The sequence below is a fragment of the Arthrobacter sp. BE255 genome (assembly GCF_031457335.1).
Classification (GTDB): domain Bacteria; phylum Actinomycetota; class Actinomycetes; order Actinomycetales; family Micrococcaceae; genus Arthrobacter.
This window is the reverse complement of the sequence record NZ_JAVDWK010000005.1, coordinates 209,083-222,849: the sequence shown is the minus strand read 5'-3', so window position 1 is coordinate 222,849 and position 13,767 is coordinate 209,083. Positions and strand designations below refer to the sequence as shown.

The following is a 13,767-nucleotide window of genomic DNA, read 5'->3' as shown; positions in this document are numbered from 1 at the left end:
CGCCGCCACCCGGCGTCGGACGTTCTATTGACGCCCTGTTCCCCCAAGAGCACGGTCCGCCCCGCACCATTCGTGCCGGGGCGGACCGTGCTGTTAGGGGGCCTGGCGTTTACTTGCCCCCTACGTAGGTCACCGCGGGCATCGCCGGGGTTTCCATGCCTTCGCCGATGAAGAAGCTCGGGTGCGGCGGCTGGTTGTAGGCCACGTTTTCGCGGGCCACTGCCGTGCGGTACACGGGATCGTGCATCAGCGTGCGGAGCCGGACCTCGGTGGGGGCCGTGGTGGTGTAGATCCGCAGTTCGGTGCTGTCCGACGACGGGAAGGCCAGTTCCTCGCGCCAGTCACCCAGCAGGTCCGCCTGGAGCGACGGGTTGCCCTTGGTGTGGTTGTTGCTGCGTGCTCCGGTGGCGGTCAGCAGCCGGTCGCTGGTTTCGGTTTCCCAGTTCCATTTGGAGATGGTGGGAACGCCTACGCCGGCCGTCGCGTCGAAGTCGTGGTCCACGATCTCGCGAAGCAGGTCGCCGTCCCACCAGGCCAGGAAGTTGGCCGCCGGGATCTTCTCGGCGATCAGCTCGCCCTTGGCGGACATCAGCTGCCCGCGCGGGGAGTTCCAGGAGGCGTCGCCGCCCACAGCCCAGCCTTCGGCCCCGGCGTACCGCGGATCGATGTCGCCGGCAGCCCCGCGGCCCGTGTCCTTGATGGCCGGGATGCTCCAGAGGACCTCACCGGTGGCGGCATCGCGGAACGTGGCGCCGCGGTTGCCGCTCTGGCTCATGCTTTCGTGCACTGCGAAGGTTTCCAGTCCGGGCCGGGACGGATCCAGGTCGGACGTGTGGATGGCGTCGCCGTGGCCGAGCTTGGTGTTGTAGAGCGGCGTTCCATTGTCGTCGATGGTCATGGAGCCGAAGACGAATTCGTCCTTGCCGTCCTGGTCGACGTCGGCCACGGACAGGTTGTGGTTGCCCTGACCCTTGTATTCGGCGCCCGCGACGTCGGAATCGAACTTCCAGCGCTGCACCAGCTTGCCGTCCACGAGGTCGTAGGTGACCAGGACGGTGCGCGTGTAGTAACCGCGGCTGAACATCATGGAGGGGTGTTCGCCATCGAGGTAGGCCACGCCGGCGAGGAAACGGTCCACCCGGTTGCCGTAGCTGTCGCCCCATGCGGCCACCGAGCCGCGCGGCGGGTCGTAGGCGACGGTGTCCATGATGGTGCCTGTCTCACCCTTGAAGACGGTGAGGAACTCGGGTCCGGAGAGCACGTAGCCCGCACTGTTGCGGTAATCCGCGGCCGGGTCGCCGATGACCGTGCCGGCGGCATCCGTGGTGCCGTCCGCTGTCTTCAACGACACTTCAGCTTTGCCGTCGCCGTCGAAGTCATAGGCCAGCACCTGGGTGTAGTGCGCCCCGGCGCGGATGTTGCGGCCGAGGTCGATCCGCCAGAGCTTGGTGCCGTCCATCCTGTACGCGTCAACGTACACGTTGCCGGTGTAGCCGGACTGCGAGTTGTCCTTGGCATTGGACGGGTTCCACAGCTGGATGATCTCGTATTTGCCGTCACCGTCCAGATCCGCCACGCTGGCGTCGTTCGCGGTGTAGGTGTAGGCCTGCCCGGCGGGGGTGACTCCGTCCGCGGGTTTGTCCAGCTTGATGGCGAGGTAGTTCTGGGCCAGCGGCGTGAACTCCTCGCTCAGCCGGTCCTGGCCGTTGCCGTTCCCAACTGTCTGGATCACGTATTTCGAGCCGGCCGTTCCCGCCGGGTCCACGTACATGGTGCTGTCCCGGATTGGATCCACCGTGAGCTGGACGCCGTCGCGGATTACATGGAAGCCGATGCTGTCCTGGTCCAGGCCCAGCATCCGCCAGCTGAGCGTGACGCCCTGGTCGGTGAGTACGGCCACTGGGGCGCGGTCCAGGTTTTCGACCTGGCGCTTGAGTTCACTGGTGCCGGCCTGGGCTGCCGCGTTCGGACTGGGGTCTGCCTGGGCCAGCGGGAGGCCGGTGAAGGCCAGGGCCGCTGCCGCCAGGGTTGCCGCGGCTGCCAAGGGCGCGGCCTTCCGGGGTTTGGTGTGAGGGGAACATTTCACGGGGTATGCCAAAAGAACATCTCCTTTGATGCTGGCGGCAGCTGAGTTTGCCGCACAATGCGTTTTTGTAACGTTTCATTTCGATGCCGGTCGGGGCCCTCCGGGATTTCCGGACATCCGGCGTGGGGTTAGAAAGCGCTTTCCGTCCTTAGGTTTATCAGGGCATGACAAGATCGGTCAAGGCTTCCACGATCTAAAGTGGGAGAAATTGTTCCATTTCGTTGCCGGAGGCCTGGTGTCTTCCGATGGCCACCGCCGAGTTGCTTCCTTGCCCGGCTGACTGCGGTCCACATACATTCCACAGTTCTTGCCGCCATGACTGGACACGGCGGCCGGGCCTGCCCTAGCGTCGGAGCAGGACCCGCCTGCCCGGCGGGTCCCAGCGCTGAAGCAGTCCGGCGCCCGCGCAAACGCTGAAAGTGAGCAACCTTGCCAGCCACCCATTTCGACCGTTTCCTGGCTGAATCCGTGACGCCGCAGCGGGACTCCGGAACGGGATTAGGGCGCGATGAGCTCTATGGCCTCTACACGAGCTGGTGCCTGATCAACCACGTTGAACCTGAGGAGCCGGCGTCCCTGTGGAAGGCGCTGAAAGTGCATGGGATTGCCGCCGAACACAACAACCTGAACATGACCGGGCCCGCCGCTGCGGATTACATCATCTCCAGCGCCCCGGACCTCGTCTGAGGTTTCAGGATATCGCCGGGTTATTCCCGCCGAAGGCCTGAAATATCTCCGGTGGCACCGCTGTTGGCCCGGACATGACAACAATCGGAATCATCGGTGCAGGACACATTGGAAGCCAGGTTGCACAGAAGGCGGTGGAGCTCGGCTATGACGTGGTCATCAGCAACTCACGCGGACCGGAGACCCTCACGGAGCTGGTAACGGAACTGGGTCCGATGGCCCGGGCCGCCACCCCGGCCGAGGCAGCGGCGGCAGGCGATTTCGCCGTCGTCACCGTGCCGCTCAAAAACTACCGGGACATTCCGGTGGAGCCGCTTGCCGGCAAGGTGGTCATCGACACCAACAACTACTACTGGGAGCGGGACGGGCGCATCCCCGCCCTGGATAACGGCGACGCCACCACCTCCGGCCTGCTGCAGGAACACCTGCCGGAGTCCAAGGTGGCCAAGGGGTTCAACCACATCATGGCCAGGGAAATCACCACCGACGGCACCCCGACCGGAACCGTAAACCGGCGTGCCCTCGCCACTGCCAGCGACTACCCCGAAGCCGCGGAGCTGGTGGCCCGCCTGTACGACGAGTTCGGCTACGACACCGTCAACATCGGGCTGCTGGACGACAGCTGGCGCGTGGAACGGGACCGCCCGGCGTACGTCATCCGGCAGAACGAGGCCGAGCTGAAGGAAAACCTTTCCAAGGCTTCGCGCACCATCTAACCCCGGACCTGACTGGCAGCGGACGTCGCGAAAACGCATTTTGACGGCGCCTGCTGCCAGTCAGATGGGTTTTGGACCTACAGGCGGGCCGGGACCAGGACCACCTCGTACTCGCTGTCCGGATGCTCGAACTGGGCGTTCACGGCAGCAAGCGTGTTGCCGAAGAGGGCAGCCGTCGCTGGAGTATTGAAACTTTCGCCGGTGATGACGTCCTCCAGGGTGCCGGTGGAGAGATTGTCAGTGAGCGTAAAGCGGCTGATCTGGTCCGAGAAGTTCTGGACAGCCCAAAGACTCTGGCCCTGAACCAGGATGCCGTCGACGTTCGGCACACTCACTCCTTCGATGAGAGCGCTTTCCTCGGTTTCGGTGTCAACGGTGTAAATGGCCTGGTTCTGCGAATGGGCCACAAACAGCACCCGGCCGCCCTTGGCCGCGGCGATGCCATTCAAGCCAAATTGCATCGTGGGATCGGCCAGGACGAGGCTCGGATCCTCCAGGGTCACCGTCCTTACCGCATCCGGGTCACCCAACTGGTCGAAAGGCACGAAGTAAATCTCCGGGTACTTGGAATTGGTGAACCAGGCACCCTGCGGCGTCAGGGTGACGTCGTTGATAAAGGAACCTTCCAGTGTCGTCAGCGTAATTTCCGCAACGTGCTCGCCCGTTTCAGTGTTGTAAACGTACGCCGTCCCAGAGACTCCGCCCGCAACGAACAGCAGGTTGCTACCGGCATCAAACTTCATGCCCACGGCCATCCTGCCAGCGGGGGCATCAATAAGGAGCTCGGACGTCCCCGCGCGGATGTCGCCCTGGAAGATGTCGCCGGTGGCCAGCTCACCGGCGTAGAAAGTAGTTCCGTTTCCTGCGGCGATCCCCTCGGCGGAGTTGGCACCGTCGAGGACAATAACGCCCGACGGCGGCGCGGCCGCGGCAGGCAGGGACGGGACGAGCAGTGCCATGAGAGCGAAAAACGCGATGGCGGTACGGCGTTGTACGGTTCGGCGCATGATGCTTCCTCGATTGGACTGGTCCGCGCGGGGCAACAGGCGGCAGCTACTGGCGGGAGGCTCCGCACGATGGTCCTGCCAGTTTAAGCACCGCCCGGCGCACTGACCAGAGGCGCCGGAAACCTTCAGGGAGACGCCCGGGCCGCGGCGCAAACGGCGGCCCGGGCACCCGCATTTCAGAGCCCGACGGCGACCGCCTGACCGCCTGCCACGGTCACCTCAAACCGGGCAAATCCGCCGTCGGGCCTGGGAACTGCAACGGTCCTCCGTTGCCCGTCCTCAGCGGCAAAGGCACGGAACTCCAGGTCCGTGGCCCAGTCGTACTCGGGCCGGTCCGTCACGGTTCCCAGCGGCAGGACGGCCCCCTGCCGGACGTAGACGGCAGCTTCCAGCACAGAGAATTCCTTGCGGTGCCATTGCGGTCCGGCCAGCTGCTCGCCGCTTTCCAGAAGGGTCCAGGTTCCGGCCGGAAGGTAAAAGTCCACCGACCCGCCTGCGCCCATCACCGGCGCCACCAGCAGCTCCGGTCCGAGCATGTACTGCCGGTCCAGGTACGCGCAGGCGGGGTCCTCCGGGAACTCGAGGAACATGGGCCGCATCAGGGGCGAACCGGTCTGGTGCGCTTCTTCGGCCGAGGCCAGAAGGTACGGCATGAGCCGCATCTTCAGCCCGGTGAAGTGGCGGAGCACATCGGTGGATTCGTCGTCCACCAGCCACGGCACACGGTAGGAGTTGGAGCCGTGCAGCCGGGAATGGGAGGACAGCAGCCCGAACGCGATCCACCGCTTGAACAGCTCCGGATCCGGTGTCCCCTCGAAGCCGCCGATGTCGTGGCTCCAGAAGGCGAAGCCGGAGGACGCCAAGGACAGGCCGCCGCGGAGGGATTCGGACATCGCGGAGAAGGTGGACTCGCAGTCCCCGCCCCAATGGACGGGGAGCTGCTGCCCGCCGGCGGTGGCGGAACGGGCAAAGAGCACAGCCTGGCCCTCACCGAGCTCCTTGGTGAGCAGGTCGAACACCGTCCGGTTGTAGAGCTGCGCGTAGTAGTTGTGCATCTTCTGCGGATCGGATCCGTCGTGCCAGGCCACATCCGTGGGGATCCGCTCGCCGAAGTCTGTCTTGAAGGAATCCACGCCCTGGTTCAGCAGGGTGCGCAGCTTGTCCTGGTACCAGGTCACGGCGTCCGGGTTGGTGAAGTCCACCAGCCCCATGCCGGCCTGCCACATGTCCCACTGCCACACCGAACCGTCCGCCCGTTTCACGAGGAAGCCCAGCTCTTCGCCTTCGCGGAACAGGTGCGAGCGCTGGGCGATGTAGGGGTTGATCCAGACGCACACCTTCAGGCCGCGATCGTGCAGGCGCCGCAGCATGCCCTTCGGATCCGGGAACGTGGTCGGGTCCCAGACGAAGTCGCTCCAGTGGAAGGCGCGCATCCAGTGGCAGTCGAAGTGGAACACGGACAGCGGCAGCTTGCGCTCGGCCATGCCGTCGATGAAGGACATTACGGTCTTCTCGTCATAGTCCGTGGTGAAGGACGTGGACAGCCACAGCCCGTAGGACCACGCCGGAACCCGTGCCGGCCGTCCGGTCAGTTCGGTGTAGCGGCGAAGGATGTCCTTGGGGGTGGGCCCGTGGATCACAAAGTACTGCAGCCGCTGGCCTTCCACGCTGAACTGCGTGCGGGACACCACCTCGGATCCGATCTCGTAGGACACACGCTCCGGGTGGTTCACGAACACGCCGTAGCCTGCGTTGGTGATAAAGAACGGCACGTTCTTGTACGCGAGATCGCTCGAGGTGCCACCGTCTTCATTCCAGATGTCGATGGACTGGCCGTTCTTCACCAGTGGGCCAAACCGCTCCCCCAGGCCGTACACGTTGGTCCCCACGCCGAGCGTCAGCTGTTCGTGGATAAAGTGACGGCCACCCTCGTCGGTGACGACGCCGATGCTCCGCGGCACCGAACTGGTCAGCAGCCTGCCGTCCCCCACAAAGTCCACGTTCCAGTCGCCCGTTGTGCTGATGCGTGCGGTGAGGCCCCCGGACGTGAACGAGGCCGTGCCGCCGTCGTCCGTGATTTCAACCTCCGCGCTGGCCTCCTTGAGCCCGAAGTGCGGACCCTTGTTCACACCGCCCTGGAAATGCTCGATGGTCACGCCGATGACATCCGGCAGGGGCGATTCGAAACTGATGGTCAGCTGCGGGCAGTTCAGTGCATCGCCGCGGGACCGGATCTTCTGCGTGGGCGCGTAGACCGTGAGCGTATCCCCGGTGATTTCCACATCGGAAACGTCCCGCGGGTGAAGGGCGGAGAGGCCCTTCTTGTGAAGCCAGTAGCCGTCCGTGAATTTCATGCTGTTCCTCTGGTTCGGTGGTTCTTCAAGTTGGAAAGTTCCTGGGGCGCGGGTTCCTTGAGCACCAGCGCCCCGAAGGGTGGCAGGGTCAGCCGTTCACCGCGGGCTCCACCGGTGAGCAGGTCCACCGAGGCCCAACCGGGCTCCACCTCCTGTGGCTGGCCGGAGTGGTTGAGCAGGAACAGGTGTCCGCCGCGGCTGGCAGCCTCCACCTGGTCCGGCAGCGGCGCGGCCAGCGGATAGGCGATTCCCGCCGACTCCAGGGCACCCGCCACCACCTGTTCGAGTGCCAGCGGGGGAAGGTCGGCGCCCACATACCAGGAGTGCCCGGCACCGGTCTGGTTGCGTACGACGGCGGGACGGCCTTCCAGCCTGCCCCCGCCGAAGTGCGCCACCACCTCCGCCGTGCCGGAGTTCAGTGCCAGGTCTTCCGCCCAGATCCTCGCCTGCCCGGCCGGGGCATCCCCGAAGACGACGCCCACCGGCGCGGCGAGTGGCACCCACTCTTCGCCGTCGACCCCCAGCAGGTCCGCGAGCACGCAGGGGAAGCGGCCGGGTGCGAGGTGGCCGTTGTCATCCGCCACGGCGCTGAACGGGCCCACCACCAGGTGGCCGCCGCCGCGCACGTACGCGCCCAGCCCGTCCGCGTGCTCCTTGGACAGCAGGAAGAGGCTCGGCGCCAGGACCAGTGCAAACCTGCCCAGGTCCGCGGAGGGGTGGACCACTTCGACGGCCAGGCCGCTGCTGTGCAGCGGCGCGTAGTACGCCTGGAGCTGGTCCAGGACCTCCAGCCGGTTGGTGGGGGTGTCCGGTGATTCGGCGGCCCACCAGCTGTCCCAGTCGAAGAGGACAGCGATCCTGGCCGTGGAGGGCGTCCCTGCCAGCTGGCGCAGCGTCTGCAGGTCCTTGCCCAGGTCCGCCACCTCGCGGAAAACGCGGGTGTGTTCGCCGGCGAGCGGCACAACGGCGGAATGGAAGCGTTCGGCGCCGAAGCGGGACTGGCGGAACTGGAAGAAGCAGACGCCGTCCGCGCCGCGGGCGATGGCCGAGAACGCGTCAATCCGGAGTTCGCCGGGCTGCTTGGGCACGTTGTGCTCCCGCCAGTTCACCCCCGAGGTGGCGGACTCGATGAGAAGCCACGGGGTGCCGCCGGAAAGTCCGCGGCAGAGGTCGTGGGTCAGCGAGCCGAACCGGTGCGAGTCCGGGTCCGCCGGGTCGGTGTACCAGTCGTTCGCCACCACGTCCGTCTCCCGGGCGAAGGCGAAGTAGTCGGCCCCGCGGAAGAAACCCATCAGGTTGGTGGTCACCGGGCTGGCGGTGTCGTAGCGGCGGATGATGTCCCGTTCCGCACGGTAAAGGGAGAGCAGTTGGTCCGAGGTGAAGCGTTGGAAGTCCAGGGTCTGGCTCGGGTTGATGAGATACGGGGCCCTCCTTGGCGGCAGGACTTCGTCCCAGCTGCCGTAGGCCTGGCTCCAGAAGGAGGTTCCCCAGGCGCGGTTGAGTCCTTCCAGCGTGGCGTAGCGCCGGGTGAGCCAGTCCCGGAAGGCGAGCGCGGTTTCGTCGTCGTAGCTCACTTGTCCCAGCTCGTTGCCCACGTGCCACATCGCCACGGCGGGGTGGCCCGCGTACCGCTTTGCCAGCGACTCGGTGATGGCCGCGGCGGCCTGCCGGTACTTGGCCGACGACGGGTTGAACTGGTTGCGGGAGCCGTACCAGAGCGTGCGGCCGTCCGCGTCCACAGGCAGCGTTTCCGGGTATTCGTGCCCCAGCCAGGCCGGCGGCGAAGCGGTAGGCGTGGCAAGGCAGACCCGGATTCCGCCCTCGTGCAGGAGATCCAGGACTTGGTCCAGCCAGCCGAAGTTACGGGTACCTTCCCGGGGCTCCAGCAGGGCCCAGCTGAAGACGCCCACGGTGACCATGTTGATGCCGGCTTCCTGCATGAGCCGGATGTCCTCCGGCCAGCTTTCGGCAGGCCACTGCTCCGGGTTGTAGTCAGCGCCGAAAAGCAGTCCGGAACGATCCGTCAGGCTGGTCAGGCTGTGGCTGCTGGGATACATGGAAATCCTTGGTTAAATGGGAAGTATGGACAATCGAAGGCCTTCAACAGCGGCGACCATCAACGACGTGGCCCGCGAGGCCGGAGTTTCCACCAGCACCGTGTCCTACGTGATGAGCGGGAAGCGGACCATATCGAAAGAAACCCGCGAAACTGTCGAAGCGGCCATGCGGCGGCTGAACTACAGCCCGCGTTCCAGCGCCCGGGCGCTGGCCTCGAGCCGGTCCAACGTGCTGGGGCTGGTGGTGCCCCTGCGCGCGGACGTGAACGTCGGCGTCGTGATGCAGTTCGTCACCGCCGTGGTCACCACGGCCCGCACGTTCAACCAGGATGTCCTGCTGCTGACCCAGGACGACGCCGGCAGCATCGAACGCGTGACCTCCCAGTCCATGGTGGACGGATTGCTCATGATGGACATCGAGGCCCGCGATCCCCGCATCCCGGTGCTGGCCAAGCTGCAGAAGCCGGCGGTGCTGATCGGGATGCCGGACGATCCTCGCGGCCTGAGCTGCGTGGACTTCGACTTCGCCGCCGCGTCCCGGACCGCCGTCCGGCACCTGGCCGGGCTGGGCCACCGCGGCGTCGCGTTCATCGGCTCCCCGCCGGCGTCGCTGCGCCGGCACGCCACCTATGCGGACCGGGCCCTGAAGGGATTCCAGGATGCCTGCGCCGCGGACCACATCGCCCAGGTGGCCGTGTCCTGCGAGGCGAACTCCCGTGACCTGGCGAAGGCCCTGGACAAGGTCTTCGACGGGCCGGAGCCCATCACGGCGCTGCTGGTCCACAATGAAGGCCTGCTGCCGATGCTGCGGGAGAACCTGGCCGTCCGCGGCCTGGCCATCCCGGAGGACGTCTCCGTCGCCGTGATTGCCCCGGCAGATGTTGCCATGGCCGCCGCCCACCCGTGGACCGCCGTCTCCATTCCCGCCATGGACATCGGCCGGGCGGCCGTGGAGATGGTGATGGACCGCCTCAGCCTGGACAAACCGGCTGAGCTGCGGCTCATCGCGCCCACCCTCACGGACGGCGAGACCACCGCCCCTGCCCGGGCCGCCGTCGGACCTCCCGCGGCCAAGCGGTAGCAGCACGCCGGTCATCCCTTCACCGCCCCAATCATCACGCCCTTGGTGAAGTGCTTCTGCACAAACGGGTACACCAGCAGGATCGGCACCATGGCAAGGACAATCACGGCCATCTGGAGCGCGGGGGACGCCGCGGCGCCGTCGCCGACGTTGATCTGCCCGGGCACCGAGACACCCTGCAGCACGTAGGAGCGCAGCACCACCTGGAGCGGGTTCATGGCGCTGTCGTTGATGTAGAGGACGGCGTTGAAGAACGCGTTCCAGTAGCCCACGCCGTAGAACAGGGCGATCACGGCTGTCACGGCCTTGGACATGGGCAGCACGATCTGGGTCAGTGTGCGCCATTCGCTGGCCCCGTCGATCCGGGCGCTGTCAAGGATGCCCCGGTCAATCCCCATAAAGAACCCGCGCAGGATGATGATGTTGAACACCGAGATGCAGCTGGGCAAAATCAGCGCCCAGTAGGTGTTGATCAGGCCCAGGCTGGACACCAGCAGGTACGCCGGGATGATGCCGGCGCTGAAGAACATGGTGATCAGCAGGGTGAAGAGGATGGGTGTGTGGGCGAACGAGCCCGGCCGGGACAGCCCGTACGCGCAGAGGACGGACACCACCATGCTCAGCAGGGTGCCGGTGGCGGTCACGCCCACGGAGACCAGGACGGCCCGGGTGACCACCCCGCCGCTGAGGATCTGCTGGTACGCGGCCAGCGTGATCTCGCCGGGAATCAGCACCAGCCCGCCGGCACGGGTGATGGTGGCCTGTGACGAGATGCTGGTCAGCACGATCGTGTAGAGAGGCCCCAGGACAGCAAGGACGACGGCGGCGAGCACCACCACTTTGACGGTCTTCGCCACGCGGCCTGGTTCTTCGTCCCAGGCCGGCCGTTCCGGCCGGAGCCTTGGTGATTTTGAGGAGGCAAGGGCCTTGGTTGTTGTTGCGCTCATTTGGAATACACTCCGCTTTCGCCGAATATGTGGGCCACCTTGTTTGCCGCCAGGATCAGCGCCAGGCTGACCAGGCCCTTGATCAGCCCGGCCGCGGCCGCGTAGCTCCAGTCGCCGTTCTGCACGCCTGTGTAGTAGACAAACGTGTCCAGGACCTCGGATGCGTCCGCGCCCACAGCGTCACGCTGCAGGATCATCTGCTCGAAACCCACGGTCAGCGAGTCACCCAGCCGCAGGATCAGCAGCAGCACAATGACGCTGCGCAGCCCGGGCAGGGTCACGTGCCACATTCGCTTCCAGCGCCCGGCACCGTCCACCGCCGCCGCCTCATACTGGGCGGGGTCGATCGCGCTCAGTGCGGCGAGGAAAACGATGATGCCCCAGCCGGCGTCCTTCCAGATGGCCTGGGAAGTGATGAGGAACAGGAACGTGTCCGGATTGGTCATCACGTCCACGGCCTGCCAGCCGTTGGCGCGCAGCGACTGGTTGAGCAGGCCGGCCCCGCCAAAGATCTGCTGGAAGACGGACACCACCAGCACCCAGGAAAAGAAGTGCGGCAGGTACACCACGGCCTGGATTCCCGCCCGCAGCCGGGGGTTGACCAGCGAGTTCAGCAGCATGGCCAGGGCGATGGGAATAGGGAAGAAGAACACCAGCTGGAACGCGGTGATCACCAGCGTGTTTTTGACGGCGAGCCAGAACTCAGGATCGGCGATCACCCTGCTGAAGTTCTCCATGCCCACCCAGGGGCTGTCCGGGATGCCCACGTACGGCGAGTAGTCCTGGAAGGCCACCACGTTGCCCAGCATGGGCAGGTAGGCAAAAACTCCCAGCAGGATCACGGCGGGCAGGGCCATGAACACCAGCGAACGGTCGCGGTTGAAGCGGACCTTCAGGCTGGCGCGCGGACGGAGATTGCCGGCGTCGGGGCCGCCCCGCCGGCCGCCGCCCGGAACGGTGGTGGAGGTCGACGCCGGACGCGTTGCCTGCGTTGCGTGCCCGGGAGAGGTCCCGGCGTCGGGTTTCGTCGGTGTCAGGGCGGACGCCCTGCGCTCGGTTCCGGTGGTCATGTTGCCCGCCATCCCTATGCCAGGAATCCGGCGTAGAACTCGCGGAGCTCGTCGCCGCCTTTGCTCTTCCAGGTGGCGATGGCGGTGTCGAGGTCGGACATGCCCTTGCGGCCGCGGATGATGTCCTTGGCCAGGTCCTCGAACGGCTTGCCGAGGGAGCCGAACTTGGCAGGTTCCTGGATCTGCATGCCGAAGAAGATGTCCTCCTGCACGTTCGGTGCCTGGCGGGCTTCCCATTCGGACTGGGACTGGACCAGGCCGGGGTACTGGACCATGGAGTTCACGATCGGGGCGTTGACCAGGAACGCGTAGGTGCTGGTCACTTCCTGGGTCCCCTTGGCGGTGGCCTGCGGAATGCCCTGTGCGTCGCGGGTGAAGTGCACGCCTTCAACGCCGCTGTTGACCAGGACGTTCTCCTCGGTGCCGAACGGCGCGGCAATGAAGTTGGCCAGTGCCAGCAGTTCCTCCACCTTGGCCGGGTCCGTCTTCTTGATGAAGCTGAAGATCGCTGCGGGTGAGGCGCGGAACAGGGTGGGCTTGCCGCCGTCGGGCGCAAAGTAGTCCAGGGGCTGCATGTTGAACTTGGGGTTGGACGGCAGCACGCGGGCCAAGGCCTCGTGCCAGCCGCCCATGCCGTCCGAGGTCATCAGGGAGGCGCCGGATTCGAAGCGCTGCTTCGCCTGCTGCGAGTTGCCGGCCACGGCGTCCGGGTGCACGGAGCCGTCGGCGAACAGCTTGGCGGTCCATTCCAGGGCCGCGCGGTATTCGTCCGTTTCGAACTTGTTCTGGAGCTTGCCGTCCACCTTCTTCCACTTGGGGACTACCCCGTGCATGATCTGCGCACCGGTCCAGATATCCTCGGAACCCCAGCGGTTTTTGGACGCGTCCGTGAGCTCCTTCGCCACGCTGCGGTATTCGTCGGCGGACGTGGGCGGTTCGACGCCGAGTTCCTTGAAGAGGTCCGCCCGGTAGAAGATGCCGTCGGAGATCAGGACGCCCGGGTACGGCAGGCCGTAGAGGCCGCCTTCGAAGCAGCCCAGCTTCCACGCGGCAGTGGGGATGTTGGCCAAGTTGGGGTACTTCTTGACCTTGTCGCCGGCCAGGAACGGAGAAAGGTCGGTAAAGATGCTGGTGGCGGCCTGGCCGAACCGCGGCGGCATGTTCCAGGAGGGGATGACCATCCAGTCAGGGACGTCCTTGGGTGAGGCCAGGACGGTCTGGATCTTGTCCGCGTAGGTGTTGCCGTCGTTGACCTGGAAGTTGATGGTGGCGCCCAGCTTTTCGTTGACGGCCTTGTAATAGCTGTTGTCCGGCAGGGCGGGAGGGACGGCCCACCAGGCAGGAGTCATAGCCGTGTAGGTTCCGCCGGCGCCTGGGGCGGCGGCCACCGACTTGACCAAGGATTTGGGGACGGACGTGAAGCCCGGCGTGGAGCCGTTGACTGACGGAATATCCGGCTTTACCAGGTCCAGCGGAAGGTAGGACGGGACCAGTTTGGCTACGGTTTCGGCGAGGCCACCGGACGTGGTGGCCTGCGGGGCTGCGGCACCGGTGCCGCAGGCGGTGAGGGCCGCCGGCGCGGCAGCCAGGAAGACGGCGCCGCTGAGGATTCCCAGGAACGAACGTCGGCCGACGCGGGTTGACCCGGCCTCGGCGAGCAGGGCGGAACCTGTTTTCTGGGGACGGCGGCCGCGTGACGGGTCCGCATGGTGACCAAGCATAATCAGCACTCCTTTGTGGTGGATCTTGCATCAGTGAATTT

Annotated in this window: 10 protein-coding genes; 3 read left to right on the top strand and 7 right to left on the bottom strand. The window is 65.9% G+C overall.

Features of this window, described 5'->3' with window-relative positions; translation table 11 throughout:
- Nucleotides 1–109 precede the first annotated feature (109 nt).
- Nucleotides 110–2,098: a rhamnogalacturonan lyase gene (locus tag J2X42_RS11435; protein WP_310165184.1), complete on the bottom strand. Its 1,989-nt coding sequence runs from the start codon at nucleotides 2,096–2,098 to the stop codon at nucleotides 110–112.
- A gap of 417 nt (nucleotides 2,099–2,515) precedes the next feature.
- Between J2X42_RS11435 and J2X42_RS11430 the strand changes: the two genes are divergently transcribed.
- Both J2X42_RS11430 and J2X42_RS11425 read left to right on the top strand, forming a co-directional pair.
- On the top strand, nucleotides 2,516–2,773 hold the full coding sequence (locus tag J2X42_RS11430) for a hypothetical protein (protein WP_310165182.1): 258 nt from the start codon (nucleotides 2,516–2,518) through the stop codon (nucleotides 2,771–2,773).
- A 74-nt stretch (nucleotides 2,774–2,847) separates the two neighbouring features.
- Nucleotides 2,848–3,489 (top strand): NAD(P)-binding domain-containing protein, encoded by a 642-nt coding sequence (locus tag J2X42_RS11425; protein WP_310165180.1) that lies wholly within the window; start codon nucleotides 2,848–2,850, stop codon nucleotides 3,487–3,489.
- Nucleotides 3,490–3,566: 77 nt separating this feature from the next.
- On the opposite strand, the gene J2X42_RS11420 is transcribed toward J2X42_RS11425, so the two are convergent.
- The 3 genes from J2X42_RS11420 to J2X42_RS11410 all read right to left on the bottom strand — a co-directional run bounded on the left by J2X42_RS11420 (nucleotide 3,567) and on the right by J2X42_RS11410 (nucleotide 8,907).
- A complete protein-coding gene (locus J2X42_RS11420; protein ID WP_310165178.1) occupies nucleotides 3,567–4,496 on the bottom strand; it encodes a hypothetical protein in 930 nt (309 codons plus the stop codon).
- A 176-nt stretch (nucleotides 4,497–4,672) separates the two neighbouring features.
- Complete coding sequence (yicI, locus tag J2X42_RS11415) at nucleotides 4,673–6,850, bottom strand: alpha-xylosidase (protein WP_310165177.1); 2,178 nt, start codon at nucleotides 6,848–6,850, stop codon at nucleotides 4,673–4,675.
- Complete coding sequence (locus J2X42_RS11410) at nucleotides 6,847–8,907, bottom strand: beta-galactosidase (RefSeq protein WP_310165176.1); 2,061 nt, start codon at nucleotides 8,905–8,907, stop codon at nucleotides 6,847–6,849. The genes yicI and J2X42_RS11410 overlap by 4 nt, the downstream gene beginning before the upstream one ends.
- Nucleotides 8,908–8,932: 25 nt before the next feature.
- Between J2X42_RS11410 and J2X42_RS11405 the strand changes: the two genes are divergently transcribed.
- Nucleotides 8,933–9,988: a LacI family DNA-binding transcriptional regulator gene (locus J2X42_RS11405; protein WP_310165174.1), complete on the top strand. Its 1,056-nt coding sequence runs from the start codon at nucleotides 8,933–8,935 to the stop codon at nucleotides 9,986–9,988.
- A gap of 11 nt (nucleotides 9,989–9,999) precedes the next feature.
- On the opposite strand, the gene J2X42_RS11400 is transcribed toward J2X42_RS11405, so the two are convergent.
- Genes J2X42_RS11400 through J2X42_RS11390 form a run of 3 tightly spaced genes read right to left on the bottom strand, consistent with a single transcriptional unit; the run spans nucleotide 10,000 to nucleotide 13,726 of the window.
- Nucleotides 10,000–10,935, bottom strand: coding sequence for a carbohydrate ABC transporter permease (locus J2X42_RS11400; RefSeq protein ID WP_310165172.1), 936 nt, complete (start codon nucleotides 10,933–10,935; stop codon nucleotides 10,000–10,002).
- A complete protein-coding gene (locus J2X42_RS11395; protein ID WP_310165170.1) occupies nucleotides 10,932–12,005 on the bottom strand; it encodes an ABC transporter permease subunit in 1,074 nt (357 codons plus the stop codon). Before J2X42_RS11395 ends, J2X42_RS11400 begins: the two co-directional genes overlap by 4 nt.
- A 14-nt stretch (nucleotides 12,006–12,019) precedes the next feature.
- On the bottom strand, nucleotides 12,020–13,726 hold the full coding sequence (locus J2X42_RS11390; protein WP_310165168.1) for an extracellular solute-binding protein: 1,707 nt from the start codon (nucleotides 13,724–13,726) through the stop codon (nucleotides 12,020–12,022).
- Between the last annotated feature and the right edge of the window lie 41 nt (nucleotides 13,727–13,767).

Excerpts from the sequence above, each read along its gene's own strand:
- J2X42_RS11410 (WP_310165176.1), bottom strand. The coding sequence starts at position 8,907 with ATGTATCCCAGCAGCCACAGCCTGACCAGCCTGACGGATCGTTCCGGA.
- J2X42_RS11420 (WP_310165178.1), bottom strand. The coding sequence starts at position 4,496 with ATGCGCCGAACCGTACAACGCCGTACCGCCATCGCGTTTTTCGCTCTC.
- yicI (WP_310165177.1), bottom strand. The coding sequence starts at position 6,850 with ATGAAATTCACGGACGGCTACTGGCTTCACAAGAAGGGCCTCTCCGCC.
- J2X42_RS11405 (WP_310165174.1), top strand. The coding sequence starts at position 8,933 with ATGGACAATCGAAGGCCTTCAACAGCGGCGACCATCAACGACGTGGCC.
- J2X42_RS11390 (WP_310165168.1), bottom strand. The coding sequence starts at position 13,726 with ATGCTTGGTCACCATGCGGACCCGTCACGCGGCCGCCGTCCCCAGAAA.
- J2X42_RS11400 (WP_310165172.1), bottom strand. The coding sequence starts at position 10,935 with ATGAGCGCAACAACAACCAAGGCCCTTGCCTCCTCAAAATCACCAAGG.
- J2X42_RS11395 (WP_310165170.1), bottom strand. The coding sequence starts at position 12,005 with ATGACCACCGGAACCGAGCGCAGGGCGTCCGCCCTGACACCGACGAAA.
- J2X42_RS11425 (WP_310165180.1), top strand. The coding sequence starts at position 2,848 with ATGACAACAATCGGAATCATCGGTGCAGGACACATTGGAAGCCAGGTT.